This is a genomic window from Micromonospora sp. KLBMP9576 (genome assembly GCF_050941805.1).
In the GTDB taxonomy this organism is placed as follows: Bacteria; Actinomycetota; Actinomycetes; order Mycobacteriales; family Micromonosporaceae; genus Micromonospora.
On the sequence record NZ_CP194567.1, the window covers coordinates 74,683 to 101,111 of the forward strand.

Consider the following 26,429-nt stretch of genomic DNA (forward strand, 5'->3'; position numbering starts at 1 on the left):
GTGCGAGAGGCCCCCTCCGGTCGCCAGGCGACCGGAGGGGGCCTCTCGACGTCCGAGGAGGCGTCAGACGGCGAACGTGGCCGGGCGTTCGCTGGCCGGAGCCGGCGGGGCGGCCTTCCACAGGCCCGTCTTCTGCCCGGCGAGGCGGGTCAGGTAGGCCGGGTTGAGGATCACGTAGCGGCGCCAGAGCCGCTTCGGTTCCAGCCCGAGGCGCCAGAACCACTCCAGGCCGGCCCGCTGCATCCACGGCGGGGGCTGGCGCAGCAGCCCGGCGTGGTAGTCGAAGGCCGCCCCGACCGCCATCAGCGGCATGTCCAGTAGCGGCCGCATGGCGTACGCGAAGACCTCCTGGCGCGGGCAGCCCAGCCCGACCAGCACGAGCCGGGCCCCGCTGGACCGGATCCGGTCGGCGATGTCGACGTCCTCGCCCGGCTGCACCGCCCGGAACTTGGACGGCTCCACCCCGGCGATCTTCAGCGCCGGGAACATCCGCTCCAGGGCCGGGATCAGCCTGGCCAGGGTCTCCTCCGTCGAGCCGTAGAGGTAGACCGGCAGCCCCTCGTCGGCGAAGCGGGAGAGCACGTGCAGGGTCAGGGTGGGACCGTAGACCCGGTCGGTGAGCCCGGCGCCGTGCAGCAGGTTGAGCGCCCAGCGCACCGGCTGGCCGTCGGGGGTGACCACGTCGAAGGAGTTCAGCCGGGCGTTGTGCGCCGGATCGAGCACCCCGGTCATCACGCCGTGCACGGCCAGCGCGGTCAACGCCAGCGGGCGGCGCTCCTGCGCGGCGGCCACCACCTGCTCGGTCGCCCCGGCGTAGTCGGTGGCGTCGACCAGGACCCCGAGGACGTTCCGCTTGTGCTGCCCGGTCATGCCCCCGGCACCCACTTGTCCACGTTGGCCTCGTGGATCTCCCGCATGATCATGGGCACGTCGTAGACCTGCTTCCACTCGGGGTAGTCGGCCTGGAACGCCTCGTTCGAGCCGATCCACCACTTGTGGTCGCCGATCCGGTTGGCGTCGACGTACTCGGTGATCATCTCCTGCCCGGTGATCTGCTCGGCCAGCGCGAACGCCTCGCGGTTGGAGGTGTTCGAGTGCCGGCCGCCGCCGAGGTTGTAGACCGCCGCCGGGCGCGGGTCGCGGAAGAACGCCTCGAACGCGGAGACCACGTCCGAGCTGTGGATGGCGTCGCGTACCTGCTTGCCCTGGTAGCCGAAGATCTTGTATGTGCGGCGCTCCATGTTTGCGCGCATCACGTAACCGAGGAACCCGTGCAGCTCCGTCGCGGAGTGCGCGGGACCGGTGAGCGTGCCGCCCCGGAAGCAGGCCGTCCGCATGTCGAAGTAGCGGCCGTACTCCTGCACCATGACGTCGGCCGCCACCTTCGAGGCGCCGAAGACCGAGTGCAGGCAGGCGTCGATGGACATGTCCTCGCGGATGCCCTGCTCGTACGGGTGCCCGGGCTCGATCTCCCAGCGGGACTCCAGCTCCACCAGGGGCAGGCTGTTCGGCCGGTCGCCGTAGACCTTGTTGGTGGAGCAGTGGATGAACGGCGCCTCGGCGCAGTGCTCGCGCACGTTCTGCAGGACGTTGAGCGTGCCGCCGGCGTTCACGTCGAAGTCGGTGAACGGGTCGCGCACCGCCCAGTCGTGCGACGGCTGGGCGGCCGTGTGGATCACCACGGCGATGTCGGTCGCGTATCGCCCGAACAGCTTGGCCAGCGCGTCCCGGTCGCGGATGTCGATGCTGTGGTGCGAGTACGCGGACCCCAGCTCGTCGGTCAGCCGCCGGACGTTCCAGGCGGTGGAGGCCTCCGCGCCGAAGAACTCCTGCCGCATGTCGTTGTCGATGCCGACGACCTCGAGACCGAGGCCGGCGAAGTGCCGGACCGCCTCGGAGCCGATCAGACCGCCCGACCCGGTCACGAACGCGACACTCACACGCCACTCCTGGTCCATCGGAGGCAGAAACCATCGGAGCATAGCGTGAGGTGCGGTACGCCCCGACACGGCGCAAGGGCCCCGCATCGCTGCGGAGCCCTTGCGTATGTGGTGGGGAAGGGGGGAGTTGAACCCCCACGCCCTTTCGGGCACACGGACCTGAACCGTGCGCGTCTGCCATTCCGCCACTTCCCCGTGGCCTTGCCACGAACACTGTAGTCTGTGCCCGTTCCGCTGTCTCCAGCGGGTCGTGGCCATCCTGCCAGGCTCGTGATCGTTGCGTCGATCGGTTACCGTCCGAGGAGCGGTTACCGTTCTTGGCGGACGAAAGACTAGCACGACAACATCGGCCCGTCCGAGCGGGCCACCATCCGACGGCCGAGCGGCGTGTGAGCTGCGCGCCCGCCGGCCGGATACCATCATGTCCTCGGGACCCGAGGAGGAGCCGGTGAGCGTGCTGCAACGCTTCGAGAAGCGTCTGGAAGGCCTGGTCGAAGGAGCCTTCGCCAAGGTCTTCAAAGGGGTGGTACACCCCGTGGAGATCCTCAACGCCATGCAGCGGGAGGCTGAGGCGCACAAGGCGATCCTCGCCGGTGGGCGCACGTTGGTGCCCAACCGCTACGTGATCGATCTCTCGCCCTACGACCACAGTCGTCTGGCGCCGTACGCCGCCGCGCTGGCCCAGGAGTTGGCCCAGTCGCAGGCGGAGTTCATCGGCGAGCAGGCCTGGACGGTCTACGGCGACGTGATCGTCGAGATCGAACGCGGCGAGGGGCTGGACACCGGTATGTTCCGGGTCACCGCCGAGGTCTACACCGGGGGCGAGGTCGCCCCGGTCTCGGCGCCCGGCTACGACTCGGGCCAGCCCGCCTACCCCGCGTACGACCAGGGCGGCGGCTACGGTCCGCCGGCCGGGCACGGCGGCGGGCGCAACGTGCGGCTGGTCTCCGGAGACGGGCGCACCTACCCGCTCCAGATGGGCTCGACCGTGATCGGCCGCGGCGACCAGGCCAACCTGCGCCTGCCCGACGTCGGCATCTCGCGGCGACACGCCCGGCTGGACTTCGACGGCGGGCAGGTCGTGCTGACCGACCTCGGGTCGACCAACGGCACCATGGTCAACGGCCAGCGGGTCTCCGCCGTCGCGCTCAACCCCGGCGACATGATCCAGCTCGGCACGACGACGCTGACCTTCCGCGTGGACGGCTGACCCGCCTTGCCGGAACTCGTCATCACCGTCGCCAGGTTCGGGTTCCTCATCCTGCTGTGGATCTTCGTGTTCACGGTGGTGGGCGTCATCCGCCGGGACCTCTTCGCGGGCGCCCGGTCGGGTCGGCTGGTGGCCGCCCCCCGGGCGGTCGGCGCGACGCTCGGGCAGGCGGCGAAACCGGCGAAGGCGAAGCGGGGCCGGGCCGCCCACCAGCTCGTCGTCACCGCCGGTCAGCTGGCGGGGACCCGGATCACCCTCGGCGAAGCGCAGATCACCATCGGCCGGGCCGAGGATTCGACCCTCGTCATCACCGACGACTACGCCTCGGCGCGGCACGCCCGGCTCCTGCCACGCGAAGGGCAGTGGTTCGTCGAGGACCTCGGCTCGACTAACGGCACCTACCTGGATCGCGCTAAGGTCACCGGACCAACCCCCGTCCCCCTCGGCGTGCCGATCCGGATCGGCCGCACTTCTCTCGAATTACGGCCATGACTCTGACCCTGCGCTATGCGGCCCACAGCGACCGCGGTCTGATCCGAGACGGCAATCAAGATTCCGTCTACGCCGGGCCGCGGCTTCTCGCCGTCGCCGACGGCATGGGCGGCATGGCCGCCGGTGACGTCGCCAGCAACATCGTCATCGGTGCCATGGCGCCGCTCGACGAGGACGTCCCGGGTGACGCCCTCGTCGACGCGTTGCGTTCCGCCGTGGGCACCGCCAACCAGCAGCTCCGCGACACCGTGGACGCCAACCCCCAGCTGGAGGGGATGGGCACCACGCTCACCGCGACCCTCTTCTCCGGCAGCAAGCTGGGCATGGTCCACATCGGTGACTCGCGGGCCTATCTCCTGCGCAACGGCGAGTTCGCGCAGGTCACCAAGGACGACACGTACGTCCAGATGCTCGTCGACGAGGGCCGGATCAGCGCCGAGGAGGCGAGCAGCCACCCGCAGCGTTCGCTGCTCACCCGGGCGCTCGACGGCCGCGACATCGACCCGGAATACAGCGTCCGCCAGGTGCTCCCCGGTGACCGCTACCTGATCTGCAGCGACGGCCTCTCCGGGGTGGTCAGCGCCGAGACCATCGGCGAGACCATGCGGGAATACACCGACCCGCAGCAGTGCGTGGAGCGGCTGGTGCAGCTCGCCCTGCGCGGCGGCGGCCCGGACAACATCACGGTGATCATCGCGGACGCCACCGACCAGGACATCGTCGAGGCGAGCCCGATCGTGGGCGGCGCCGCCGCCCGGGACCGGGGCATGGCGACCTCCGCCGACGGGTCCACGCCGGCGGCGCGCGCGTCCGCTCTCTCCGCGCCCCGGCCACCCGCGCCGGAGGAGCCGTCGTCCAACGGCGACGACGAGCCGGAGCGCCCGAAGCGGCGGCCGGTCCGGGCCGCCGCGATCTCACTGGCGGTGCTGGTACTCGTCGGCGGCGCGGTCTTCGGCGGCTGGAGCTACACCCAGCGGCAGTACTACGTCGGCGCCACCGAGGACGGCCAGGTCGCCGTGTTCCAGGGCATCCAGGGCGAGATCGCCGGTCTCGACCTGTCCAGCGTGCACTCCACCAGCCCGGCGGAGTTGCAGGACCTGACCCTGGCCGCCCAGGAGCAGGTCAAGCAGGGCATACCGGCCAAGAGTCAGCCGGACGCCGAGCGTCGGCTGGCCGAGCTGACCAGCGACGACCCGATGAACCCGAACCTCAAGCCCGTCTGCCCGCCGAGCCCGAGCGCGGTGGCCGTCACCACCCCGTCACCGGCCGCCAGCCGGGTCGCGCCCACGCCGAGCGCGAGCGTGAGCGCGCCGGTCACCGGCCTGCCGGGCACGCCGGCCATGCCGTCCACCACCCCCGACGCCCCGCCCTCCGACACCGAATCGCCGGCGCTCGATCCCGCCGCGTGCCGGTCGCCGGAGTAGGCGCGGCTCGATCCGAGGACGTTCCGTGACCGCAGCGGCCATTCCGGCACCCTCGCCCGCCACCGCGGGCGAGCAGTCCGGCGTACGCCTGGCCCGCTCCCGGCGTAACGCCGAACTGTCCCTGCTGCTGGTCGCCATGGTGCTGGTGGCCGCGTACGGGGCGATGGTCGAGGCGAAGGTGCTCGACACGGTCACGGCCGACTTCTGGATGCCGGCCGCGGCGCTCACCGCCGTGTTCCTCGGCCTGCACCTGGTGATCCGGTTCCTGGCACCCTTCGCCGATCCGGCCCTGCTGCCGGCGGTCGCCCTGCTCAACGGGATCGGGGTGGGTTTCCTGCGCCGGCTCGACCTGGGCGACGCGGCCCCCGCCGAGCGGGAGACGCTGGCCATCTTCGCCGGTACGGGCGGCCGGCAGCTCGCCTGGACGCTCGCCTCGGTCATCCTCGCCGCGGGCCTGCTCGCCCTCATGCGCGACCACCGCTCGGTGTCCCGCTACGCATACACGCTGGGGCTGGCCGGCATCGTGCTGGTGATGATCCCGGCGGTGCTGCCGAGCCGGTTCTCCGAGATCAACGGCGCGAAGCTGTGGATCCGGGTCGGCGGCTTCTCCATCCAGCCCGGTGAGTTCGCCAAGTTGGCCCTGCTGGTCTTCTTCGCCTACTACCTGGTGCGCAAGCGCGAGGTGCTGTCGCTGGCGAGCCGCCGGTTCCTGGGCATCGACTTCCCCCGCGGGCGGGACCTCGGCCCGGTGGTAGTGGTCTGGCTGATCAGCGTCCTGGTCCTCGTCTTCGAGAAGGACCTGGGCACCTCGCTGCTCTACTTCGGCATGTTCGTGGTGACGCTCTACATCGCCACCGAGCGGGTCAGTTGGCTGCTCATCGGTCTGGTGCTCTTCTTCGGCGGCGTCTACCTGGCGTACGTGCTCGGTGACGTCGTCGGCGGGCCGTTCGCCAACTTCTACCTGCGGGCGCAGATCTGGCTGGACCCGTTCGCCGACCCGTACGAGGACGGCTACCAGCTCGTGCAGGGGCTGCTCGCGCTCGGCACGGGCGGCCTCTTCGGCGCGGGCCCCGGTGGCGGTCAGCCCGGCCTGCTGCCCGAGGTGCAGAACGACTTCATCTTCGCGGGCATCGGCGAGGAGATCGGGCTCTTCGGCCTCTCCGCGCTGCTCGTGATCTACCTGCTCATCGTCGAGCGGGGGTTGCGGACGGCGCTGGCGGTCCGGGACTCGTTCGGCAAGCTGCTCGCCGGCGGCCTGGCCTTCACCCTCGGGCTCCAGGTCTTCGTGATCGTCGGCGGGATCAGCAAGCTCATCCCGCTGACCGGCCAGACCACCCCGTTCCTCTCCGCCGGCGGTTCCTCGCTGATGGCGAACTGGCTGCTCATCGCGGTCCTGCTCCGGATCTCCGACGGCGCCCGCCGGCCCGTCGCCGGCGGGGGCGGTAAGGCGGCCCGACCGTCCGGCGGCCCGCCGGAGCAGCTGCACGGTGCCCCCACGGAGGTGATCAGGCCGTGAACGCACCCCTGCGCCGCGTCGGTATCGTCGTCATGGTCCTTTTCGGGCTGCTCTTCGCGAACCTGAACTGGATCCAGGCCTACAAGGCCGACGAATACCGCACCAGCGACTACAACGGCCGGGTCCAGGTCGCCGAGTACGAGCGCCGTCGCGGCAACATCGAGGCCGGTGGGACCGCCTTCGCGCTCAGCAAGGAGACCTCAGGGGAGCTGAAGTTCCAGCGCAGCTACCCCGGCGGGGCGAAGTACGCGCACGTGCTGGGCTACAAGCCGGTCAACCTCGCCGAGTCCGGCATCGAGAAGTTCGAGAACGACTTCCTGGCCGGCACGAGCGACCAGCTCATCGCCAACCGGGTGAAGGACATGTTCACCGGCGACCAGAGCGGCGGCGGCAACGTGCTGCTCACGGTCTCCAAGCGCGCCCAGGACGTGGCATACGAGCAGTTGGGGGACAACCGCGTCGACGCCGCCAAGGGCGCGGCGATCGCCATCGACCCGCGTACGGGGGCGGTGCAGGCGCTGGTCTCGATGCCCAGCTTCGACCCCAACCCGCTGGTCAGCCACAGCACCAGCGGGGCGACGGCCGCGTTCAACAAGCTGGAGCAGGACCCCGACGGCCCGCTGAAGAACCGGGCCCTCGGCGAGGTGCTGCCGCCGGGCTCCACCTTCAAGATCGTGGTGGCCGCCGCGGCGTTGGAGGCCGGCATCGGCCAGGAGACGATGATCCCGGCCGGGTCCAGCTACACCCCGCCGACCTCGGGTGCGCCGATCCGCAACGCGGCGCCGTCGATCTGCCCCGAGGACGAGGTCAGCCTCATGGAGGCCGTGACGGAGTCGTGCAACACCGGCTTCGCGCAGCTCGGCGTGCGGCTCGGCCCGGAGAAGCTCAAGGAGAAGGCCCGGCAGTTCGGCTTCGAGCAGGAGGACCTCACGGTCGGCCAGCTCGGGGAGGGCGGCCACCCGGTGGCGGCCAGCCGGACCGGCAGCATGCAGAACGCCGACGGCGGCACCGACCCGGCCGCGCTGGCCCAGTCCTCGATCGGGCAGCGCGACGTGCGGATGACCCCGCTCCAGGGCGCCATGATCGCCGCAACGGTCGCCAACGGCGGCAGCGAGATGCGGCCGTACCTGGTCCGCCAGCTCCTCGCCCCGGACCGCACCACCAGCCACTACACGGCCAAGCCCAAGGAGCTGCGCCAGCCGGTCAGCGGCCCGGTCGCCAACGACCTGCGGGACATGATGGTCAGCGTGGTCAAGAACGGCACCGGCCGCAACGCGGAGATCAAGGGCTACACGGTCGGCGGCAAGACCGGCACCGCGCAGTCCGCGCCGGACCGGCCCGACCACGGCTGGTTCATCGGCTTCGCCCTCGACAAGAACGGCAACCCGGTCTCCGCGGTGTGCGTCGTGCTGGAGCAGGCCGGGCCGGGCGGCAGCGCCGAGGCGGCCCGGATCGCCGGGCAGATCATGCGCGCCGCCATCGCCGACCCGGGAGGCCGCTGACATGCTCAGCCCCGGGGTGCAGCTCAGCAACCGTTACCGCCTGGACGAGCGGATCGCCAGCGGCGGCATGGGTGACGTCTGGCGCGGCACCGACCAGGTGCTGGGCCGCACGGTCGCCGTCAAGAGCCTGCTCCCCGCACTGCTCGACGACCCCGACTTCGCCGAGCGCTTCCGTGGCGAGGCCCGCACCATGGCCACGATCAACCACCCCGGCGTGGTCGACGTCTACGACTTCGGCAACGACCAGCAGATCGCCTTCCTGGTCATGGAGTACGTCGAGGGCGACGCGCTGTCGGCCACCCTCGCCCGGGTCGGCCGCCTCACCCCCGCCCGCACGATGGCGCTCGTCGCCCAGGCCGCCGACGCGCTGCACGCGGCGCACGTGAAGGGCATCGTGCACCGCGACGTGAAGCCCGGCAACCTGCTGGTCCGCCCCAACGGCACCCTGGTGCTCACCGACTTCGGCATCGCCCGGTCGGAGCTGGTGGCGCAGCTCACGGCGGCCGGTTCGGTGCTCGGCACCGCCTCGTACATCTCGCCGGAGCAGGCCACCGGCGGAGTCGCCACGCCCGCGTCCGACGTCTATGCGCTCGGTGTGGTGGCGTACCAGTGCCTCGCCGGCCGACGCCCCTTCGAGGGCGAGAACCCCCTCGAGATCGCGATGCGGCACGTCCGGGAGACTCCCCGGCCGCTGCCCGCCGACATTCCGCCGCAGGTCCGCACGGTGGTCGAGCGGGCGCTGGCGAAGGACCCTGCGGCCCGCTGGCCGAGCGCCGCCGCGCTGGCCGGGGTGGCCCGCCAGCTGAAGGCGCAGCTCTCCCAGCAGGCTCGGGCCACCGGCCAGCCGATCTCGGCGGCTCCGGCGTCGCCGGCCGCCCCGCCGGGGCGTGCCCAGGTGCCGCCGCCGCGCCCGCCGATGTCGCCGCAGCGCCCGCCGGCCGGCGCCCCCCAGCCGCCCATGACGGCCCACCGCCCCCCGGTCGGGGCACCCCGACCGGCCACCGCGCCGTACCGTCCCACCTCGGCCGCGCCCGCCACGCCGGCTCCCCGCCCGCAGCCGGTGCCGCCCGGGTACCCCCGGGGCGCGGCGCCCGTGCCGCAGGCCCGCCCGATGCCGTACGCGGGACACCCCGTTGCCCCGCACCAGCCGGGCGGGCAGCGGACCAGGCCGGGGATGGTGTTCCTCGCCATCCTGATCGCCGTGCTGGTCCTGGTCTGCTCCGGCGTGATTTCCTACAACGTGCGGAACAACACGACGTCGGCCGCGGTCACCGCACCGACGGTGACGTCCGGCGTGCTGCGGCCCGACGGGCGAGACGATCCGGCCGCGAGGTCGTACCGTCGACAGGAACCGCCCCGCACGGGCGGCGACGAGACGACGAGCGAAGGACGACAGACGCGATGACAGCGCAGGCCCGCCTGCTCGGTGGCAGGTACCAGGTCGGCGAGCTGCTCGGCTACGGCGGCATGGCCGAGGTGCATCGCGGTCGTGACCTCCGGCTCGGTCGGGACGTCGCGATCAAGATGCTCCGCACCGACCTCGCCCGGGACGACACCTTCCAGATGCGGTTCCGCCGGGAGGCGCAGAACGCCGCCTCCCTCAACCACCCGGCGATCGTCGCCGTCTACGACACCGGCGAGGAGACCGCGCCGACCGGCGAGACCCTGCCGTTCATCGTGATGGAGTTCGTCAACGGGCGGACTCTGAAGGAGGTGCTGGGCGTCGAGGGGCGGCTCCAGCCGCGCCGGGCGCTGGAGATCTGCGCCGACATGTGCGCGGCCCTGGAGTTCAGCCACCGGCACGGCATCATCCACCGCGACATCAAGCCCGGCAACGTGATGCTCACCCAGACCGGCCAGGTCAAGGTGATGGACTTCGGCATCGCGCGGGCGCTCGCCAGTGGCGTCACCACGATGACCCAGACCAGTGCGGTCATCGGTACGGCGCAGTACCTCTCGCCCGAGCAGGCGCGCGGCGAGGCGGTCGACGCCCGTTCCGACGTCTACGCCGCCGGCTGCGTGCTCTTCGAACTGGTCTGCGGGCACCCGCCCTTCGTCGGCGACAGCCCCGTCAGCGTGGCCTACCAGCATGTGCGGGAGACCCCTCCGACCCCGAGCGACATCAACCCGGACGTCACCCCCGCGGTCGACGCGATCGTGCTCAAGGCGCTGTCGAAGAACCCGCTCAACCGCTACCAGAGTGCCGGCGAGATGCGGGCCGACCTGCTTCGCGCCGCCGCCGGTCGCCCGGTGATGGCGACCCCGGTGATGCCGCAGGACGAGACGGCGCAGCTCGCCCCGGCCGCCGCCGGCTACGGGGGCGCCCCCGCGGCCCCCCAGACCCGGCAGATGCCCGCCCGGGTCGGCGATCCGCGCCGGCGCAAGGCGTCGTCCTGGCTGATCGCGACGTTCGCCGCGGTGGGCGTCCTCGCGGTGATCGCCCTCGCCGCCGCCCTGCTGAGCCAGCGGGGCGACGAGCAGGTCACGATTCCCACGGTGACCGGCCTGACCCAGCAGGAGGCGTTCGCCCGCATCCAGCAGGCCAACCTGGTGCCCAAGGAGGGTGAGCCGGTCTTCGGCACCTGCCAGAAGGGTCAGGTGGTCAACCAGAGCCCGGCCCCCAACGCCACGTCGGAGCCGAACCAGGAGGTGACCGTCCAGGTCTGCGGCGGCGTGGAGATGAAGACCATCCCGACCGGCCTTGAGGGATCCACCTTCGAAAACGTGGAGCAGCGGCTCAAGAGCGAGGGCTTCCGGGTCAAGAAGGAGACCAGGGACAGCGCCGAGAAGGAGGGCATCGTCCTGGACGTGTCGCCGGCGCAGGGCTCTCAGGTGGCCGTGAACACCCAGGTCGTCGTGACCGTCTCCCGGGGCAACGTCGGCCAGGTGCCGAACGTGGTCGGCTCCAGCGAGGACGACGCCAAGGAGGAGTTGGACGAGGCAGGCTACCGGGTCAACGTCAAGCGGGGCCGGGAGGTGCCGGCGGACGAGGCCGGCCGCGTGACCGAGCAGACGCCGCGGGCGGGTGGCAACCTGGCGCGGGGCAAGACCGTGACGATCGTGGTCACGGTGCCGCAGGCCGAACCGACGCCCACCGACTCGACGAGCCCGACGCCCAGCGTGTCGCCCAGCACTCCTGGTGGCGGCGGTGGCCGTCCGCAGCCGACCACCCCGCCGGCCCGGCTCAGCGAGCGCTGATGCCGCCGCGTGGGTACGCCGACCGTGGCTGACCCGACGAGCCGGTGGCGACGGCGCCTGCTCCGGGCGGCGGCGCTGGGCGGGGCGGTGCTGCTGCTCGCCAGCCTTCCCTGGCTGTGGACGACGACGGCCGCCCGCGGTCACCTGCACGACGAGGCCGGCGCGCCGGCCGCCGACGTCGTGATCGTGCTCGGCACGGCGGTGGCGGCGGACCGGCGTCAGCCCGGGGACCGGCTCACCGGCCGCCTGGAGACCGCCGCCGCGCTGGTGAACAGCGGGCGGGCCCGGGTGGTGCTGGTGTCGGGCGACGGGGGCGGGACGTCCGGTGACGAAACGGCGGCGATGACCGCCCACCTGACCCAGCGGCTCGGCGTCGATCCGCGTCGCGTGGTGGCCGACCCCCAGGGCCTGGACACCTACGACAGTTGCATCCGGGCCCGTGACGTGTACGGCGTCGAGCGTGCCCTGGTCGTCACCCAGTCCTATCACCTGCCGCGCGCGGTGACGTTGTGCCGCCATCTCGGCATCGACGCCGACGGGGTGGCGGCCCGCTGTTCCGGCTGCGGGCCCGCCCTGCTCTTCGGCAAGGCCGTCCGGGACTACTTCGCCAGCGGCAAGGCGGCATGGGACGCGGTCCGAGGCAGGTCGCCCGCGGTCAGTTCGCCGGCGGACCCGGCGGTCCAGGACGCGCTGAGGCGCTGACCCGTCGTCGGGCCCCGCTGAGGGGACGCACTGCGGCGAAGGCCCGTCAGGCGGTGGCGAAGGCGGCGCGACGACGGGCGTCCACCTCGGCGGCCAGCTCCGGGGCCCGCTCCAGCGCCTCCGGGTGGCCGCAGGTGGCCAGCCAGTTGGCCAGCATCAGGTGACCACCCTCGGTCAGCACCGACTCCGGATGGAACTGGACCCCCTCGATCGGCAGCGTACGGTGCCGCATCGCCATCACCACCTGAGAGCCCGTCCAGCCGGTGACCTCCAGCTCCTCGGGCAGCGTCTCGGGCAGCACGGTGAGCGAGTGGTAGCGGGTGGCGGTGAACGGGTCGGGCAGGCCGGCGAGCACCCCGACGTCGCGGTGGCTGACCTCGGAGGTCTTGCCGTGCAGCAGCTCGGGGGCGCGGGCCACGGTCGCTCCGAACGCCTCGCCGATCGCCTGGTGCCCCAGGCAGACGCCGAAGATCGGCAGTTCGCCCGCGTACGCGCGGATGACGTCGAGGCAGACGCCGGCGCGGTCGGGGCTGCCGGGGCCGGGCGACAACAGGATCCCGGCCGCGCCGATCCGGCCCACCTCGGCGACGTCGACCTCGTCGTTGCGGCGGACCTCGCAGTCCACGCCGAGCTGGCCGAGGTACTGCACCAGGTTGAAGACGAACGAGTCGTAGTTGTCGATCACGAGGACACGCATCGGTGGGCTCACTCGTCCGGGGAGGGAGGGGCGTTGTTGCGGTCGGTCTCGTACGGCAGGTCGTGCTCGTCGCCGGGCGGGGCGGACTCGCCCACGCCTTCGCCGCCGCCCGGCACCACGTCGCCGGGGTCGCCGGACTCCTGGGTGACCTGCACGTCGTCGAAGGGCAGCAGGGGCTCGGCCCAGGGGAAGACCACGTACCAGAGCAGGGCCACCATCGCGCTGGCGATCAGCAGGCTGCCGACGAGCTTGCCGGGCAGGCCGAGGGGGAGCTTGCGCCAGATCCAGCCGTACACGGTCAGCCCCCCAGTTCCGCCGGGCGACCCGCCGTCTTCGGCTGGCTGCGCGTCAGCTCGGCGTGGATGATCAGGCGTTGGTAGTTGTCGAACTTCGGGTTGCAGGTGGTCAGGGTCAGCATCGACGTGGTCGGCTTCTGCCCGGGCCGGCCCGGCACGGGCGCCACCACCTCGACCTGGTTGGGCGTGACGATCCGGCTCTGGGTCACCTTGTAGACGTGCCAGTCGGTCTTGCCCTCGACCACGATGGCGTCGCCGTCGGCCAGCTCGTCGAGCCGCCAGAAGGTGGCCCGGTTGCGGTGCCCGGCGACGGAGAAGTTGCCGACCTGGCCCGGCATGGCGCTGGAGGGGTAGTGACCGGGCGCGTACCGGATGTCCTTCTGGGTGACGCCCTCGACGACCACCCAGTTCTTGTCGAGCCTGGGGATGTACAGCCCCGCGACGGGCTTGCCCGGCACGGGCGGTTTCGGCTTGCTGGACGTGCTCGCGGACGGCGCGACCGTCGGGTCGCCGTCGGGACCCCAGGCCTGCGCCAACTGCTGGCTGAGGTCGCTCTGGTGGGCGTCCACGATCGCCGACTTGCCCCAGACCTCGTAGCTGGCGAAGAGCAGCACCACCAGGCCGAAGGTGATCAGCACCTCGCCGCTGATCCGGATGCCGGTGCGCAGCCGGGAGCCCAGCGACGGCCGGGTGAGCTCGGAGTAGACGCTCTTGTAGCCCTCACCCGTCTGCTCCGGGCGGAGCTGGACCACCCGCTCGCCCCGACGCGGCCGGGGTTGCTCGGTGGGAGCGCTGGAGCTCTCCGGTTCGTCCGGCACGGGCGGACGCGGCACCGCGCCCATCAGGGCGGTCGACTCGACGAGGGCGGCCGGGGTGTCCCGCCTGCGGCTGGTGGCGGGCGGGATCAGGGCGGTGGCCTCCGGATCCGCGCCGCGACCGGGACCGGCCGGGGAGGCCGTGGCCGGCGGGCCGGTGGTCGACGCGCCCATCTTCGGGATGTGGGCGGTCGGCGCGTCGATCGTCGGGCGGGCGGGGCGGCCCGGCCCGGCGGAGGGACCGGTGGGCCCGCGACCGCCGGCGACCGGGTCCGACCCGTGGGGCGGGCGGGGTGCCGGCGAGCGGGGTGCCGGCGTGGGCTCCGGCCAGGCGCCCCCCGGCGCGGACCGGGCCGGGCCGCGGCCCGGCCGGTCGACCTTGGGAATGAAGGCGGTCGGCCAGTCGTCCTGGTCGCGGTGGCGGCCGTCGCGCTCCTCGGGCCGATCGTCGGGCACACGGTTCATCGGGGCACCGTCGCCGAGCGCAACGTCGTCGAGTCCTCAAACGCGGGTACGGTCACCGTGGAGACCGACTCCCGGTAACCGAGCTTGTAGTCGTCGACCAGGTCCCTGAACAACCGGACTCCCTGAGAGTCGGCGAGGGCCCGCTGCAGGGCAGCGGGGTCGCCGATTGCTACGATCTTGAATGGTGGGGAGTACACCCTGCCGTGCAGCAGCAGTGTGTTACCCACGCAGCGTACCGCGCTGGTCGAAAGCACGCGGACGTTCATGATGGACATGGCCTCGGCGCCACCCGCCCAGAGGGCGTTCACCACCGCCTGCACGTCCCCCTGGTGGACGACCAGGTCGTCGTTCGTGACTCCGGGCGGCAGGGCCTGGTCGTTACGTCGGGGGGCGTCGTCGAGTTCCACCGCCACCCCCGGCCCCGCGAGCGCGGTGAAGCCGGCGTCGCCCCGGCTGGCGCCGGCCCGGTCCTGCTGCTCCTTGATCGGGCCGTCGGACCTGGCCAGGGCGGTGGTGCGGCCCTCGACCTCGTCGCGCAGGGCGGCGGCCCGTCGCTCGCTGGTCGCCACCTCGGCGCGGCGTTCCTCGATCAACTGGTTGAGCTGGGGACGGCGGTCCTCACGCAGTGCGGTGCCGCCAGCGGTGGTGGCGGTGGTGGTGAAGAGCAGCCCGGCGGCGGCGGCGATCAGCGGTACCCCGATCGACCAGCCCGATCGTCGCTGTCGGGATCGCCGCGGCAGCAGCCCGGCGACCGCCCGCCGGAGCACCTTCTGCCAGGAGGTCGCGCCCCTCGTGTACTCCACCGCGCGTTCCTTCCCGTGTCTGGTTCAGCCCGCAGGGGCGTGGGCCGCCGCGACGACCCGAACAGTCCCGCCTTTTTCGGTCACTGCGCGCATCGGCCTCACCCCATTCGTGGATTGAACGGGCCTTCGGGACTACGCTAGCTGTCGGACATTATTGGCCATGGACCGTCGCCCCCGCGCCCGGTTGTCAGGCCGGACGAGGTCGTAACCCCCTCTGGAGAGCGTCGTGCCCAAGTCTCAGGTTCGCAAGAAGAAGGTGTACACCCCGCCGACGGACGTCCGTCCGACGGCGACGGCGGCGACGCGCAAGCCTAGCCCGGTATGGCTTCCGGTCTCGGCGGTCGCCCTCATCGTCTTCGGTATCGGGTGGCTGGTGGTCTACTACCTCTCCGAGCAGGAATACCCGGTCATGGCGTGGGGGTACTGGAACCTCGCGGTGGGCTTCGGCGCGATGGTCGGCTCGCTGATCCTGCTCTCGCGCTGGCGCTGAGTCCCGCCGTCCCCGCCGCCGGCCCGGCGGCGGGGACGCCCGGGCGTCGTCCGCCTCGCCGCCGGTGGGGCCCGGCCGGCGGCAGTCCAGGTCACTCGGCGCGGCCCCTACCCGGCGCGCGTGGTGGTCGCGTCCTATGGTGTCCGCAGGGCGGCGCGGCCGGAGTGCGAGATGTTTCACGTTACTGCTGAGTAACCTTGCGCGTAAGCTGCACTGCATGACCGAGCGGAGCGAGGTCATCGACCGGTCCGGTCGAGGGTGCGACAGCGGCGGCTCGCCGGTCGCGCCCTGATCCGGCTCCCGGTCGCCGAGCCGCTCGACAGGCAGCAGACCGGGAGGCCAACTCGATGGGCAGCGTCCAGATCGTCACCACGATCCTCGCGTTCGCCATCACCGCCGTGGCGGTGTGGCTTGCGGTACGCGCGGTCATGAAGATGGTGGCCGTCATCCGGCAGGGACAGCCGGATCCGACCCGCTTCGGTGACAAGGGCACCCGCACCAAGACCATGCTCGCCGAGATCGCCGGGCACACCCGCATGCTCCGCTGGGGGGTGGTGGGCGCCGCGCACTGGTTCGTGATGGTCGGCTTCATCGTGCTGTCGCTGCTGGTGCTGGAGGCGTACTTCGAGGTCGTCTCCCCGACCGGCGGGCTGCCGCTGGTGGGCGGATGGGCCCTCTACGGCCTGGTCACCGAGTGGCTCGCCATCCTCGGCATCGTCAGCATCCTGGTGCTGATCGCGATCCGGCTCCGCAACCGGCCCACCCGGCCGGGCGGCAAGTCCCGGTTCACCGGCTCGACCATGTGGCAGGGCTACTTCGTCGAGGGCATCATCCTCGCGGTGCTGATCATGGGCTTCGTCATCCGGGGCTTCAAGGTCGCCACCGACCACTTCGAGTACCCCGTCTGGGCCGCTCCGCTCAGCCACGCCGTCGGCGGGCTGCTGCCCGACTGGGACGCCGGCGTCAGCGTCGCCGCCCTAATCAAGATCGTCATCTCGATGACCTGGCTCATCGTGATCGCCCTGAACGTCACGATGGGCGTCGCCTGGCACCGCTTCCTGGCGTTCTTCAACATCTTCTTCAAGCGCGACCCGGGCGCCAACGTCTCCGGCCTCGGCGCCCTGCGCCCGATGACGAGCCAGGGCAAGCCGCTGGACTTCGAGGAGGCCGACCCCGAGTCCGACCAGTTCGGTGTCGCCCAGGTCGAGCAGTTCACCTGGAAGGGCCTGCTGGACTTCAGCACCTGCACCGAGTGTGGCCGCTGCCAGTCGCAGTGCCCGGCCTGGAACACCGGCAAGCCGCTGTCGCCGAAGCTGTTGGTGCTGAGCCTGCGTGACCACGCGTACGCGAAGGCGCCGTACCTGCTGGCCGGCGGCGGCAAGGACCTGACCGGCGAGGAGAAGGCCACCGCCGCCCAGCTCGCCCACCTGGACGTGCTGGCGCTGGCCGAGGCCGAGAAGCCCTTGATCGGCACCGCCGAGGAAGGCGGCATCATCGACCCGGACGTGCTCTGGTCCTGCACCACCTGCGGTGCCTGCGTCGAGCAGTGCCCCGTCGACATCGAGCACGTCGACCACATCGTCGACATGCGCCGCTACCAGGTGCTCATCGAGTCGAGCTTCCCGTCGGAGGCCGGCGTGATGCTGCGCAACCTGGAGAACAAGGGCAACCCGTGGGGCGCCCCGCAGAACACCCGCGAGGACTGGACCAAGGGCCTGGACTTCGAGGTGCCGCGGGTCGGCGAGGTCGACGACTTCGAATACCTCTTCTGGGTCGGCTGCGCCGGCGCGTTCGAGGACCGGGCCAAGAAGACCACCCGGGCGGTCGCCACGCTGCTCAACGAGGCGGGCGTGAAGTTCGCGATCCTCGGCGAGGGCGAGACCTGCTCCGGCGACCCGGCCCGCCGCATCGGCAACGAGTTCGTCTTCCAGATGCTCGCCCAGCAGAACGTCGAGACCCTCAACGAGGCGTTCGAGGGCCGGGAGAAGAGCAAGCGGAAGATCGTCGCCACCTGCCCGCACTGCTTCAACACCCTGGGCAACGAGTACGGCCAGCTCGGCGGCGAGTTCGAGGTGGTCCACCACACCCAGCTCCTGGCCCACCTGGTCGCCACCGGCAAGCTCACCCCGGTGCAGCCGGTCGACGGCGGCGTCACCTACCACGACCCCTGCTACCTGGGCCGACACAACCGGGTCTTCGCCCCGCCGCGCGAGGTGCTGGGCACGGCCATCGCCGGCGAGCTCACCGAGATGCCCCGCAACAGCGAGCGCTCCTTCTGCTGCGGCGCCGGCGGCGCCCGGATGTGGATGGAGGAGAAGATCGGCAAGCGGATCAACGTGGACCGGGTCGAGGAGGCCATGGCCACCGGGGCGAGGACGGTCGCCGTCGGCTGCCCGTTCTGCTCGACGATGCTCAACGACGGGGTGAACGGCAAGGGCGCCGGCGAGCAGGTCGAGGTCGTCGACGTGGCCAGCGTGCTGCTCCGGTCGGTCCGGCCCGAGCAGACGCCGGGCGGCACCGACACCGAGCGGTTGCCGGTCGCCGACTGACGCGTACCCCTGTGCCGTTCGACGGCGGTGGCACCCTCCGGTGCCGCCGCCGTCGTCGTTCAGCAGACCGACCATGGCGGCGGCGAGACACGACGGCCATCATCATCGCGTGATGATCCCGACCGACGAGCAGATCCGGGCGCTGCACGAGCGGTACGCGCCGACCGGGGAAGCCTTCGAACTCGTGCACAGCCACTGCCAGATCGTCTGCGCCCTCGCGGAGCAACTGCTCGACCGGCGCCGCTCGGCTCTCGACGTGGCTCTGGTGCGGGCGGGAAGTCTTTTGCACGACATTGGCGTCTACCGCCTGTACGGCTCGGCGGGGCAACTCGATCAGGAGAACTACATCCGTCACGGGGTGCTGGGGCATGCGTTGGTACGCGAACTCGGTCTTCCCGAGTCCCTCGCCAGGTTCTGTTCCCACCACACCGGTGTCGGGCTCACCCGCGCAGATGTGCTGCGGCAGCGCCTGCCGCTGCCGGTGGCCGACTACACGGCCGAGACCGAGGAAGAACAGCTGGTCATGTATGCCGACAAGTTCCACAGCAAGACGACGCCGGCCACGTTCCTGACCGCGGCGTCGTACGCCGCCGGCGTGCGGAAATTCGGTGCGGACAAGGTGGCCCGGTTCGCGGCGCTGGCGGAGAAGTTCGGCGAGCCGGACCTTCTGTCACTGTCCCGCCGCTATCAGCAACCATTGATCTGAGCCGTCCACCAACAATTGCCGATGCCCGACGGAATTGCACAGGTGTGATGTGGACGTTGGTCGCCTTGCTTCCGCTGCTGGCCTTCCCTAATGTTGGGCACCGGTCGCTGTGGGTCGTCTGTCTCGCCCCTCTTCCCTCACGCGAGGCGCCCGGCGGCCGGGTTGCAAAAGGAGTCGGTGCCGGTGGCAACCACGCCCCCTCATCGTCACGCACGGGGACGGTCTGCTCGTCCGGGTGGCCTGCGTAGGGCCGCCCACCGTCTGCTCACCCTGGTCGCCGCGGCAGCGGTGGGCGCCGGCATGCTGGCCGCGCCCGCGTACGCCGAGCCCTCGGTCGACGAGATCGAGGCCGCGATCGACCAGAAGTGGAGGCAGCTCGAGCCCACCATCGAGCAGTACAACAAGGTGCGGGCGCAGCTGAAGTCCAACACCAAGAAGGCGGCGGACCTGGAGAAGAAGATCCAGCCGTTGGCGCTGGAGACCGAGCTGGCGATGGACCGGGTCGGCGACCTCGCGGCCCGCTACTACATCTCCGGCCCGTCCCAGGACATCGGGGCGCTGCTGCTCACCGCCAAGCCCGACACGCTCACCGAGCAGCTGACCCTGCTCGACCGGTTGGCCGCCAACGAGCGCAGGCAGCTCCAGGGCGTGACCAGGGTCCGCGAGAAGTACGACGCGGAGAAGCGGAAGCTCGACACGCTGATCGCCACCCAGACGAAGCAGCAGACCGAGTTGGCGGCGAAGAAGAAGCAGATCGACGTCGACATCAAGAAGCTCGAGGCGTCGATGCCTGTGACGACCGTCAAGACGGAGAAGTGCCCGACCATCAACGGGGTGGTCAGCGAGGCGGCCCGCACCGCGATCCGGACCGCCTGCGCGCAGGTCGGCGACCCGTACGTCTGGGGTGCCACCGGCCCGAACTCGTTCGACTGCTCCGGCCTGACCCAGTACGCCTACAAGGCGGCGGGAATCCATCTGACGCACTTCACGGGCGCGCAGTGGAAGGAGGGCAAGGCCATCCCGCGCTCCGAGGCGCGCCCCGGTGACCTGGTCTTCTTCTTCGCCGACCTGAGTCACGTCGGCCTCTACCTCGGCAACGACAAGATGGTGCACGCGCCCCGGGCCAGCAAGCCGGTCAACGTCTCCAGCATCAACACCATGCCGGTGGCCGGGTTCCGCAGGCCCGGCTGACCCGCAGCGCGCAACGAGAGGGCCCCCGGTCGGATCGACCGGGGGCCCTCGTCGTGCGGTGGGATCAGCGGGGCGCGCCCAGCGGGGACGGCACCAGGTTCACGTCGTCGCGGTTGACGTACATGATGCGGTGGCCGAACTGGATCTGCACGTACCGGTTGTCGCCGCGGACGACCGTCCGGTCACCCGGGGCGGAGCCGTCGAACGTGGTGGCCCGGTAGTACTCGCCGGGGAGCACGTCGCCGACGGCGTACCGCTGGCCGGCCGACAGGGTGTACTGCAGGGGGGAGATCGGCTGGTACGGCACGCCGGCCGGGTACGCCGCCTCCTCCGGGTACGCCCGCCCGTACACCGGGACCGTGGTCTTGCCGGCCTTCGGGGTGGCGACCAGGCCGACGGCCCAGTTGGCGGTCCGGGCGCCGGCGGGGTTGTGGAACCACGCCTTCTGCCCGAGGTACCAGATGGCCGTCCAGTCGCCCCGCACCTCGGCCAGCGCGTACGTCTGCCCGGCCGACACCCGGGCGCCGTGGTCGGAGACGTACATGGTGTTGGGGGTGCCGTCGGGCCGCAGCGCGATGTCGTTGACCAGCGGCGCGTCCTGGCTGGGCGCGTTGTGCAGGGCCAGCGCGGACGAGCCGCGCAGCGGGCAGGGGGCCGTCTCCGGGGGCGGGTTCGGCACGCCCGGGGGCTGCCGGTTGCAGCCGGTGAACTGCGGCTGGTTGGTGGCGAAGTCCGGGTCGATGGTGACCAGCCCCGTGCGGTGCGTGCCGGTCGACCTCAACGGCGCCTTGAGCAGGTCGAAGTAGTGCGACCAGTTCCAGTACGGTCCCGGGTCCCAGTGCATGCCGCGCACGTTCGCGGCGACGGTGCCGGGGACGTTGTCGTGCCCGATGATGTGGTTGCGGTCCAGCGGGATGTTGTACTGCCGCGCCAGGTGGCGGACCAGTTTGGCGGAGGTGCGGTACATCGCCTCCGTGTACCAGGTGCCGTGCCCCGCGAAGCCCTCGTGTTCGAGGCCGATCGACTTGGAGTTCACGTACCAGTTGCCGGCGTGCCAGCCGACGTTCTTGGTCTTGATGTGCTGGGCGATGTGGCCGTCGACAGAACGCAGGGTGTAGTGCCAGCCCACCCGCTTGGGGTCCTTGACCAGGTTGACGCTGGGGCCGAAGTAGCCCTCGGTGTCGTGGATGACGATGTATTCGATCTTCTGCTGCGCGGGCCGGTCGGCCAGGTCGTGGTTGCCGTAGTCGCCCAGGGTGGGGCCGTAGTTCTCGTACGGCGCCGGGATCCACTCGCAGGAGATGTCGCTGGGGCACTCCAGCCCGTCGGGCCGGGTGAGCTTGCGCAGGCGCAGCCGGTCCAGCCAGGAGCGCTGCGGCTGGACCGCGCTGCCGGCCAGCGTGACCCGCTGCCCGTCGTCGGTGAGCCGGCTGTCGCCCGTGGCGATGGTGGCGTACACCTCGTTGGCGAAGGCCGCCGCGGCGTCGGCGCTGTCCGCGCCGGAGTACCGGGCCACCGCGCCGTACCAGGCCGCCGGGTCGGTGCCGGCGCCGACCGGGGCGCCGATCTCCTTCTGGTACGCGGCCAGCAGCGCCGCGCCGCCGCGGATGTTGGCGGCGACGTCCGTCCGCAGTGCCTCCTCGCCGACGCCGGTGAGGTCGGCGGCGGCGTCGAGGGTGCGCAGAGCCGCCTCGGCGGGCGGCGGGTCGGCTGGCGGCTGTTCCGCGCCGGCCAGGGAGGGCCGGGAGTCGTCGCCGCGCGGGTCCTCGGTGCCCTCGTCGTGGTGGGTGCCGCCGGGCAGGGTGGCGACGTGCTCGGCGTCGGTGAGGTGCATCGGGCCGTAGCCGGCGCTGGTGCTCGGCGTGCCGGCGTTGGTGTCCCAGCGGGACTGCAGGTAGGAGACCCCGAGCAGGACGCTCTCCGGTACGCCGTACTCGGCCGCCGCGGCGGCGTACTGCTGCTGCCGGTCGGTGGCGGGCGCGGCGGCGGCGGGGCCGGTGGCCGCGAACGGCGTCGTCACCATGGCGGCAGCCACGGCGGCGGCCAGCAGGACGCGTCTGCTCCTCGTTGTCGCTGACAGGTGCATCGAACCCCCAGTTCGGACGGGCGAAGTTGGGGTCACCTTCACCCCGCTCACCAGCTTTGGTCAATACCTTTCCACCGCACACTTCAAAAGGAAGGAAATCTTCGTCGCCCGGGTTGCGGCGCGCCGCCGCACCGGGACCGGCACGGAGTGTCATGGCCCGGAGGCTTGTGGATCGACGACTGTCGTCTCTACTCTGGTCCTCCGTGGGCCGGTGACCATCCGTCCAACCAGGGCGATGACGGCCGACACCGCCGAGTCGCTCCCGAGCGAGCCGGGGACCCAGGTTCCCCGGGGTGAATCCGCAGTCCCTGCGGTAGGGCGTCCCTTCCCGCCCGAACCCGTCAGCTAACCCGGTAGGCGGTACGGAAGAAGGAGTACGGACCCCGGTGGCACACCATGCCCCGCGGCCACCGTCCGCCCGGTCGGCCCTCGCCGACCCGACGACGGCTGCGCCGCGCCAACGCTGGCACCGCCGCACCACCGCCCTCGCCGCCCTCACCGCGTTCGCCGTCGTCCTGACCGGCGGCGCCACGGCGGCCCACGCCGAACCGACCGTCGCCGAGATCGAGCGGCAGATCGACGAGGACTGGAACAAGCTCGAACCGATCATCGAACGGCACAACGCCACCCGGCAGGACCTGGCCGCCAGGCGGCGGCAGGCCGACGCGCTCGCCGCCCAGATCACGCCGTTGCAGGCGCAGGTCGACCAGGCGATGGAGAAGGTCGGCGTGCTCGCCGTGCGCGCCTACAAGGGCGAGCGGTTGTCCGCGCTGAACGCCGTGCTGGGCAGCCACTCGCCGAGCGAGGTGATGGGGCAGCTCGAACTGCTCGACCAGTTCGCCCAGCATCAGCAGCAGGACGTGCGGCAGGTGACCGTGCTGCGCGACCGGCTGGCCGGCAAGAAGGCGCCCCTGGACGAGATGGTCGTCCAGCTCGCCCGCACGGAGGCCCAGCTCGCGGCCAGGAAGAAGCAGATCAACGCCGAGATCGACCGGTTGCAGAAGCTGCGGCTGCGGGTCTACGGCAACGGCGGTGGTGGGCCGCTGCGCCCCGCCCCCTGCCCGGCCAGCTACCCCGGCGGTGCGGCCGGCACCGCGGTGAAGTTCGCCTGCGCCCAGATCGGCAAGCCCTACGTCTGGGGCGCCGAGGGGCCGAACTCGTACGACTGCTCCGGCCTGATGCTCGCCGCCTGGGCGAAGGCCGGGGTCTCCCTGCCGCACAACGCGGCGCAGCAGCGCCGGGCCACCGCGTCCGTGAGCCGGGGCGAGCTACGCCCGGGTGACCTGGTCTTCTACTACAGCGACCTGCATCACGTCGGCATGTACGTCGGCGGCGGCTGGGTGGTGCACGCCTCGCGCGCCGGGGTGCCGATCAAGATGAAGAAGGTCGACGACGGCCCCATCCACAGCTACGGCCGCCCAGGCTGAGCAGTCGGGAGGGCCCCTTGCGCCGCCGTCGGCCGCGCAAGGGGCCCGTACTGCCTCAGGGCGAGCGGGTCAGCTCGTCGGCCAGGTGCGCCAGTGCTGCCAGGAGCGGCTCGGGGTCGGGCCGCGCTGCCCCTGGTAGCGCGAGCCGTAGACGGCCGATCCGTACGGGTGCTCGGCCGGCGAGGAGAGCCGGAAGATGCAGAGCTGGCCGATCTTCATGCCCGGCCAGAGGGTGATCGGCAGGTTGGCCACGTTGGACAGCTCGAGGGTCACGTGACCGGAGAAGCCCGGATCGATGAAGCCCGCCGTGGAGTGGGTGAGCAGCCCGAGCCGGCCCAGCGAGCTCTTTCCCTCGAGGCGGCCGGCGAGCTGATCGCCGAGCGAGATCACCTCCAGCGTCGAGGCCAGCACGAACTCGCCGGGATGCAGCACGTACGGCTCCCCGTCGGGCACCTCGACCATCGACGTGAGATCGTCCTGCTGCTGTGCGGGGTCGATGTGGGTGTAGAGGTGGTTGTTGAAGACCCGGAAGAGCTTGTCCAGGCGTACGTCGATGCTGGACGGCTGGACCAGTGTGGGCTCGAACGGCTCCAGCGCGAGCGTGCCCGCCTCGATCTCGCAGGCCAGGTCGCGGTCGGAGAGCAGCATCCGAACACCTTAGCGAGGTACGCGCGTGACCTGCGTGTCGGAGTGCGGCTTAGTACATCTGTTCGATAGAATGTCCGCATGGCTTCCTGGTCCGAGTTCGCCGTCGACGAGCCCCGCCTCGCCGACGGGATCCGCCTCCTCATGCAGCAGTACGGGCCTGGCTTCGGCTACCTGGCCACCGTCCGCGCCGACGGCGGTCCCCGGGTGCACCCGGTCTCCCCGGTGATCACGGAAGAGGGGCTCTTCTGCTTCGTCGTCGACTCGCCCAAGCGGCGCGACCTGGAGCGCGACGGCCGCTACGCGCTGCACTCCTTCCCGCCGGAGGAGAGCGACGACGAGGCATACGTCGCCGGGCACGCCCGGCCGGTGACCGACCCGGCCCGGGTTGCCCGGCTGGCCCGCACCCAGCGGGCCGCGCCGCAGGTCGACTGGCGGGTCTTCGAGTTCACCGTCGACGTGGCGATGCTGGCCCGCCGCGAGCCCGGCGGCGCGCGCGGCGCCGGCGAGGGGCACGTCCGGCCCGCGGTCCAGGTGTGGCTCGATCCCCGCGCGGCCACCGTCGACACCACCGCGGTGCCGGATCCCCGGTCGGTCGCCGCCGGCTCCGTGATGGTGCCGGATCCCCGTTCGGTCGCCGCCGGCTCTGCCGCTATGTCCGAGGCCCGGTCGGGAAGCGCGGGCGGCCACGTCGCCCGTCCGGCCGCCTGACGCCGTGCGACGCCCCGGGGCCGTCCCCGTCCCGGGGCGTCGCACCGTGACCACGAATGGGCCCCGTCCGCGTGCCACCCGACCGCGTGGACGCCGGTGCCGGCCCCGTCGAACGAGGCCGGCACCGGGTCGGGTCGTACGGCGGCCCTACGCCGCGCGGTACGCGTTCCAGGCGGTCAGCATGCGGCTGGCCTGCCCTGGGGTGAACTGGTACATGCAGGAGTCGTAGCTGTAGTCCATGAAGTTGGTGATCGGGTCGACGCCCGAGGCGGTGCAGGTGTCCCGCCCGGTCGGGCACTCGAAGGCCGGGGATGCCTCGGCGGCGGTGTCGCTGACACTGTCGCCCGAGCCGGAGCAGCCACCCTGGAAGGTGTGGTAGAGGTTCAGCCAGTGACCGACCTCGTGGGTGCCCGTGTCGCCCTGGTTGTAGTTGGTGGCCGTGCCGCCCGGCAGCGACTCGTTCAACACGACGACGCCGTCCGTGCTGCTGAGGCGCCGGGTCGGGAAGGTCGCCCAGCCGAGCAGGTCGTCGCTCAGCTCGCCCAGGTAGATGTTCAGGGTGTTCTTGCCGCCCGTACGCAGCGAGGACTTCATCGACCGCTCCGCCGAGGAGCCCTGCACGATGGGGTACCAGGACGGGTTCGTCACCCGGTTGATGCTCTGGAGCTGGAAGCTGAACCCGGTGGCAGCGCCGCCCGTCGCCCCGCCGAAGGACTGGTTCAACACGTTGATCTGCGAGTTGATCATCGAGTCGGGTATGTTGCCGCCGGTCCGGGTGCTGTTCTCCTGGATCACGTGCACCACCACTGGGATGGTGACGGCGGTGGCCGTCACGGTGGCGCCGGCGCCGGTGCGGAACCGGGCCCGCTCGCGCAGCGCCGCAGCCATGTCGGCCTCACGCTCGCGGGTCTCCGCGAGGGTCAGCTCGTTCGGCTCGTGCTTGGCTCCGCCGCCCGGCCGGACGCGGGCGTCCGAGTGGACGTCGGCCGGCTCGGCGCAGACCTCGGCCGGGGCGGCGGAGAAAGCCGACGCGGCCGGCACGACACCCACCGCGGCGGTGCTGAGCAGCAGCGCGAGGGTCGTCGACGCGACACCGGCCGTACGCCGGGTCAGCAGGTTGGGACGCGGTCCCATGGGCCCACCTCTTTCTGGCGGCGCGACAGGGGGTGTGTCACGCCGTGGCTGAAACGTGAGGCAGACGTTACAACCGATCGACGCATTTGAGAACGGCTATGGAAGGTCCGTTCGGCGGCTCATGCGCCAACTCGTCGCGGGGTGGGATCTTGGTGAGGTGCGGCCCCTCGGGGGCCGTTTCGTGCCAAGGTCGGGGCGCTGCTTGGCGGCGGAGGGGTACGTGGGTGCGGGAGGCGGGACGACTCAGGTACAGTGGTGGCGCCTGCGGGTGTAGTTCAATGGCAGAACATCAGCTTCCCAAGCTGACAGTGCGGGTTCGATTCCCGTCACCCGCTCCACGATTGAGGCCCAGGTCAGGACACGTTCCCGACCTGGGCCTCACTCATTGCGCCGAATAAATGGCCTCGGAGGACCCTCGACGCCTGGCCGT

The 26,429-nt window shown here is 71.5% G+C and carries 23 protein-coding genes, 2 tRNA genes and 1 riboswitch; of the genes, 15 read left to right on the forward strand and 10 right to left on the reverse strand.

Annotation, left to right across the window (positions count from 1 at the left end):
* Positions 1-63 precede the first annotated feature (63 nt).
* The 3 genes from ACQ452_RS00360 to ACQ452_RS00370 all read right to left on the reverse strand — a co-directional run bounded on the left by ACQ452_RS00360 (position 64) and on the right by ACQ452_RS00370 (position 2,135).
* Positions 64-870 carry a WecB/TagA/CpsF family glycosyltransferase gene (locus ACQ452_RS00360; protein WP_433389019.1) on the reverse strand — a complete coding sequence of 269 codons (807 nt, stop codon included), beginning with the start codon at positions 868-870 and terminating at the stop codon, positions 64-66.
* Positions 867-1,982 carry an NAD-dependent epimerase/dehydratase family protein gene (locus tag ACQ452_RS00365; RefSeq protein WP_433389020.1) on the reverse strand — a complete coding sequence of 372 codons (1,116 nt, stop codon included), beginning with the start codon at positions 1,980-1,982 and terminating at the stop codon, positions 867-869. The genes ACQ452_RS00360 and ACQ452_RS00365 overlap by 4 nt, the downstream gene beginning before the upstream one ends.
* A gap of 67 nt (positions 1,983-2,049) precedes the next feature.
* Positions 2,050-2,135, reverse strand: a tRNA-Leu gene (locus tag ACQ452_RS00370).
* A 226-nt stretch (positions 2,136-2,361) separates the two neighbouring features.
* Here ACQ452_RS00370 and ACQ452_RS00375 point away from each other — a divergent pair.
* From ACQ452_RS00375 to ACQ452_RS00410, 8 genes are read left to right on the forward strand one after another with little or no spacing between them, the layout of a single operon-like run.
* Complete coding sequence (locus tag ACQ452_RS00375) at positions 2,362-3,150, forward strand: FhaA domain-containing protein (protein ID WP_433389021.1); 789 nt, start codon at positions 2,362-2,364, stop codon at positions 3,148-3,150.
* Between the two features lie 6 nt (positions 3,151-3,156).
* Positions 3,157-3,642 carry an FHA domain-containing protein FhaB/FipA gene (locus ACQ452_RS00380; protein WP_433389022.1) on the forward strand — a complete coding sequence of 162 codons (486 nt, stop codon included), beginning with the start codon at positions 3,157-3,159 and terminating at the stop codon, positions 3,640-3,642.
* Positions 3,639-5,066 (forward strand): BofC C-terminal domain-containing protein, encoded by a 1,428-nt coding sequence (locus ACQ452_RS00385; protein ID WP_433389023.1) that lies wholly within the window; start codon positions 3,639-3,641, stop codon positions 5,064-5,066. The genes ACQ452_RS00380 and ACQ452_RS00385 overlap by 4 nt, the downstream gene beginning before the upstream one ends.
* 25 nt (positions 5,067-5,091) lie before the next feature.
* A complete protein-coding gene (locus ACQ452_RS00390; protein ID WP_433389024.1) occupies positions 5,092-6,582 on the forward strand; it encodes an FtsW/RodA/SpoVE family cell cycle protein in 1,491 nt (496 codons plus the stop codon).
* A complete protein-coding gene (locus ACQ452_RS00395; protein WP_433389025.1) occupies positions 6,579-8,084 on the forward strand; it encodes a peptidoglycan D,D-transpeptidase FtsI family protein in 1,506 nt (501 codons plus the stop codon). The genes ACQ452_RS00390 and ACQ452_RS00395 overlap by 4 nt, the downstream gene beginning before the upstream one ends.
* A 1-nt stretch (position 8,085) precedes the next feature.
* On the forward strand, positions 8,086-9,489 hold the full coding sequence (locus tag ACQ452_RS00400; protein ID WP_433389026.1) for a serine/threonine-protein kinase: 1,404 nt from the start codon (positions 8,086-8,088) through the stop codon (positions 9,487-9,489).
* Entirely contained in the window at positions 9,486-11,282 is a 1,797-nt protein-coding gene (gene pknB / locus ACQ452_RS00405) for a Stk1 family PASTA domain-containing Ser/Thr kinase (RefSeq protein ID WP_433389027.1), read from the forward strand. The genes ACQ452_RS00400 and pknB overlap by 4 nt, the downstream gene beginning before the upstream one ends.
* Before the next feature lie 24 nt (positions 11,283-11,306).
* The gene (locus tag ACQ452_RS00410) at positions 11,307-11,984 is read left to right on the forward strand and encodes a SanA/YdcF family protein (protein WP_433389028.1); all 678 of its coding nucleotides are present in this window, start codon (positions 11,307-11,309) and stop codon (positions 11,982-11,984) included.
* 46 nt (positions 11,985-12,030) lie between these two features.
* Here the strand turns inward: ACQ452_RS00410 and ACQ452_RS00415 are convergent, their stop codons facing one another.
* Genes ACQ452_RS00415 through ACQ452_RS00430 form a run of 4 tightly spaced genes read right to left on the reverse strand, consistent with a single transcriptional unit; the run spans position 12,031 to position 15,060 of the window.
* Positions 12,031-12,681 carry an aminodeoxychorismate/anthranilate synthase component II gene (locus tag ACQ452_RS00415; protein WP_433389029.1) on the reverse strand — a complete coding sequence of 217 codons (651 nt, stop codon included), beginning with the start codon at positions 12,679-12,681 and terminating at the stop codon, positions 12,031-12,033.
* An 8-nt stretch (positions 12,682-12,689) separates the two neighbouring features.
* Positions 12,690-12,977, reverse strand: coding sequence for a hypothetical protein (locus ACQ452_RS00420; protein WP_433389030.1), 288 nt, complete (start codon positions 12,975-12,977; stop codon positions 12,690-12,692).
* A gap of 2 nt (positions 12,978-12,979) precedes the next feature.
* Positions 12,980-14,257 carry a class E sortase gene (locus tag ACQ452_RS00425; protein ID WP_433389031.1) on the reverse strand — a complete coding sequence of 426 codons (1,278 nt, stop codon included), beginning with the start codon at positions 14,255-14,257 and terminating at the stop codon, positions 12,980-12,982.
* Positions 14,254-15,060, reverse strand: a complete 807-nt coding sequence (locus ACQ452_RS00430) for a DUF881 domain-containing protein (RefSeq protein WP_433389032.1) — start codon at positions 15,058-15,060, stop codon at positions 14,254-14,256. Before ACQ452_RS00430 ends, ACQ452_RS00425 begins: the two co-directional genes overlap by 4 nt.
* Positions 15,061-15,286: 226 nt before the next feature.
* Between ACQ452_RS00430 and ACQ452_RS00435 the strand changes: the two genes are divergently transcribed.
* The 4 genes from ACQ452_RS00435 to ACQ452_RS00450 all read left to right on the forward strand — a co-directional run bounded on the left by ACQ452_RS00435 (position 15,287) and on the right by ACQ452_RS00450 (position 19,996).
* Entirely contained in the window at positions 15,287-15,550 is a 264-nt protein-coding gene (locus ACQ452_RS00435) for a cell division protein CrgA (RefSeq protein WP_433389033.1), read from the forward strand.
* 347 nt (positions 15,551-15,897) lie between these two features.
* On the forward strand, positions 15,898-18,099 hold the full coding sequence (locus tag ACQ452_RS00440) for a (Fe-S)-binding protein (RefSeq protein WP_433389034.1): 2,202 nt from the start codon (positions 15,898-15,900) through the stop codon (positions 18,097-18,099).
* 112 nt (positions 18,100-18,211) lie between these two features.
* The gene (locus tag ACQ452_RS00445; protein ID WP_433394489.1) at positions 18,212-18,805 is read left to right on the forward strand and encodes an HDIG domain-containing metalloprotein; all 594 of its coding nucleotides are present in this window, start codon (positions 18,212-18,214) and stop codon (positions 18,803-18,805) included.
* Between the two features lie 177 nt (positions 18,806-18,982).
* Positions 18,983-19,996, forward strand: coding sequence for an NlpC/P60 family protein (locus tag ACQ452_RS00450; RefSeq protein ID WP_433389035.1), 1,014 nt, complete (start codon positions 18,983-18,985; stop codon positions 19,994-19,996).
* Positions 19,997-20,060: 64 nt separating this feature from the next.
* On the opposite strand, the gene ACQ452_RS00455 is transcribed toward ACQ452_RS00450, so the two are convergent.
* Positions 20,061-22,082 carry an N-acetylmuramoyl-L-alanine amidase gene (locus ACQ452_RS00455; RefSeq protein WP_433389036.1) on the reverse strand — a complete coding sequence of 674 codons (2,022 nt, stop codon included), beginning with the start codon at positions 22,080-22,082 and terminating at the stop codon, positions 20,061-20,063.
* A gap of 239 nt (positions 22,083-22,321) precedes the next feature.
* A riboswitch (cyclic di-AMP (ydaO/yuaA leader) is annotated at positions 22,322-22,456 on the forward strand.
* Positions 22,457-22,468: 12 nt separating this feature from the next.
* On the opposite strand from ACQ452_RS00455, the gene ACQ452_RS00460 reads away from it, so the two are divergent.
* Positions 22,469-23,509 (forward strand): NlpC/P60 family protein, encoded by a 1,041-nt coding sequence (locus tag ACQ452_RS00460; protein ID WP_433389037.1) that lies wholly within the window; start codon positions 22,469-22,471, stop codon positions 23,507-23,509.
* Between the two features lie 69 nt (positions 23,510-23,578).
* On the opposite strand, the gene dcd is transcribed toward ACQ452_RS00460, so the two are convergent.
* Entirely contained in the window at positions 23,579-24,157 is a 579-nt protein-coding gene (gene dcd, locus ACQ452_RS00465; RefSeq protein ID WP_433389038.1) for a dCTP deaminase, read from the reverse strand.
* 78 nt (positions 24,158-24,235) lie between these two features.
* On the opposite strand from dcd, the gene ACQ452_RS00470 reads away from it, so the two are divergent.
* Positions 24,236-24,865, forward strand: coding sequence for a pyridoxamine 5'-phosphate oxidase family protein (locus ACQ452_RS00470; protein ID WP_433389039.1), 630 nt, complete (start codon positions 24,236-24,238; stop codon positions 24,863-24,865).
* A gap of 147 nt (positions 24,866-25,012) precedes the next feature.
* On the opposite strand, the gene ACQ452_RS00475 is transcribed toward ACQ452_RS00470, so the two are convergent.
* Positions 25,013-25,999, reverse strand: a complete 987-nt coding sequence (locus ACQ452_RS00475) for a zinc metalloprotease (RefSeq protein WP_433389040.1) — start codon at positions 25,997-25,999, stop codon at positions 25,013-25,015.
* 264 nt (positions 26,000-26,263) lie between these two features.
* On the opposite strand from ACQ452_RS00475, the gene ACQ452_RS00480 reads away from it, so the two are divergent.
* A tRNA-Gly gene (locus ACQ452_RS00480) sits at positions 26,264-26,337 on the forward strand.
* The last annotated feature ends 92 nt before the right edge of the window (positions 26,338-26,429 follow it).

Excerpts from the sequence above, each read along its gene's own strand:
- ACQ452_RS00385 (WP_433389023.1), top strand. The coding sequence starts at position 3,639 with ATGACTCTGACCCTGCGCTATGCGGCCCACAGCGACCGCGGTCTGATC.
- ACQ452_RS00425 (WP_433389031.1), bottom strand. The coding sequence starts at position 14,257 with ATGAACCGTGTGCCCGACGATCGGCCCGAGGAGCGCGACGGCCGCCAC.
- ACQ452_RS00365 (WP_433389020.1), bottom strand. The coding sequence starts at position 1,982 with ATGCTCCGATGGTTTCTGCCTCCGATGGACCAGGAGTGGCGTGTGAGT.
- ACQ452_RS00375 (WP_433389021.1), top strand. The coding sequence starts at position 2,362 with ATGTCCTCGGGACCCGAGGAGGAGCCGGTGAGCGTGCTGCAACGCTTC.
- ACQ452_RS00400 (WP_433389026.1), top strand. The coding sequence starts at position 8,086 with ATGCTCAGCCCCGGGGTGCAGCTCAGCAACCGTTACCGCCTGGACGAG.
- pknB (WP_433389027.1), top strand. The coding sequence starts at position 9,486 with ATGACAGCGCAGGCCCGCCTGCTCGGTGGCAGGTACCAGGTCGGCGAG.
- ACQ452_RS00440 (WP_433389034.1), top strand. The coding sequence starts at position 15,898 with ATGGGCAGCGTCCAGATCGTCACCACGATCCTCGCGTTCGCCATCACC.
- dcd (WP_433389038.1), bottom strand. The coding sequence starts at position 24,157 with ATGCTGCTCTCCGACCGCGACCTGGCCTGCGAGATCGAGGCGGGCACG.
- ACQ452_RS00360 (WP_433389019.1), bottom strand. The coding sequence starts at position 870 with ATGACCGGGCAGCACAAGCGGAACGTCCTCGGGGTCCTGGTCGACGCC.
- ACQ452_RS00415 (WP_433389029.1), bottom strand. The coding sequence starts at position 12,681 with ATGCGTGTCCTCGTGATCGACAACTACGACTCGTTCGTCTTCAACCTG.
- ACQ452_RS00445 (WP_433394489.1), top strand. The coding sequence starts at position 18,212 with ATGATCCCGACCGACGAGCAGATCCGGGCGCTGCACGAGCGGTACGCG.
- ACQ452_RS00470 (WP_433389039.1), top strand. The coding sequence starts at position 24,236 with ATGGCTTCCTGGTCCGAGTTCGCCGTCGACGAGCCCCGCCTCGCCGAC.
- ACQ452_RS00455 (WP_433389036.1), bottom strand. The coding sequence starts at position 22,082 with ATGCACCTGTCAGCGACAACGAGGAGCAGACGCGTCCTGCTGGCCGCC.
- ACQ452_RS00475 (WP_433389040.1), bottom strand. The coding sequence starts at position 25,999 with ATGGGACCGCGTCCCAACCTGCTGACCCGGCGTACGGCCGGTGTCGCG.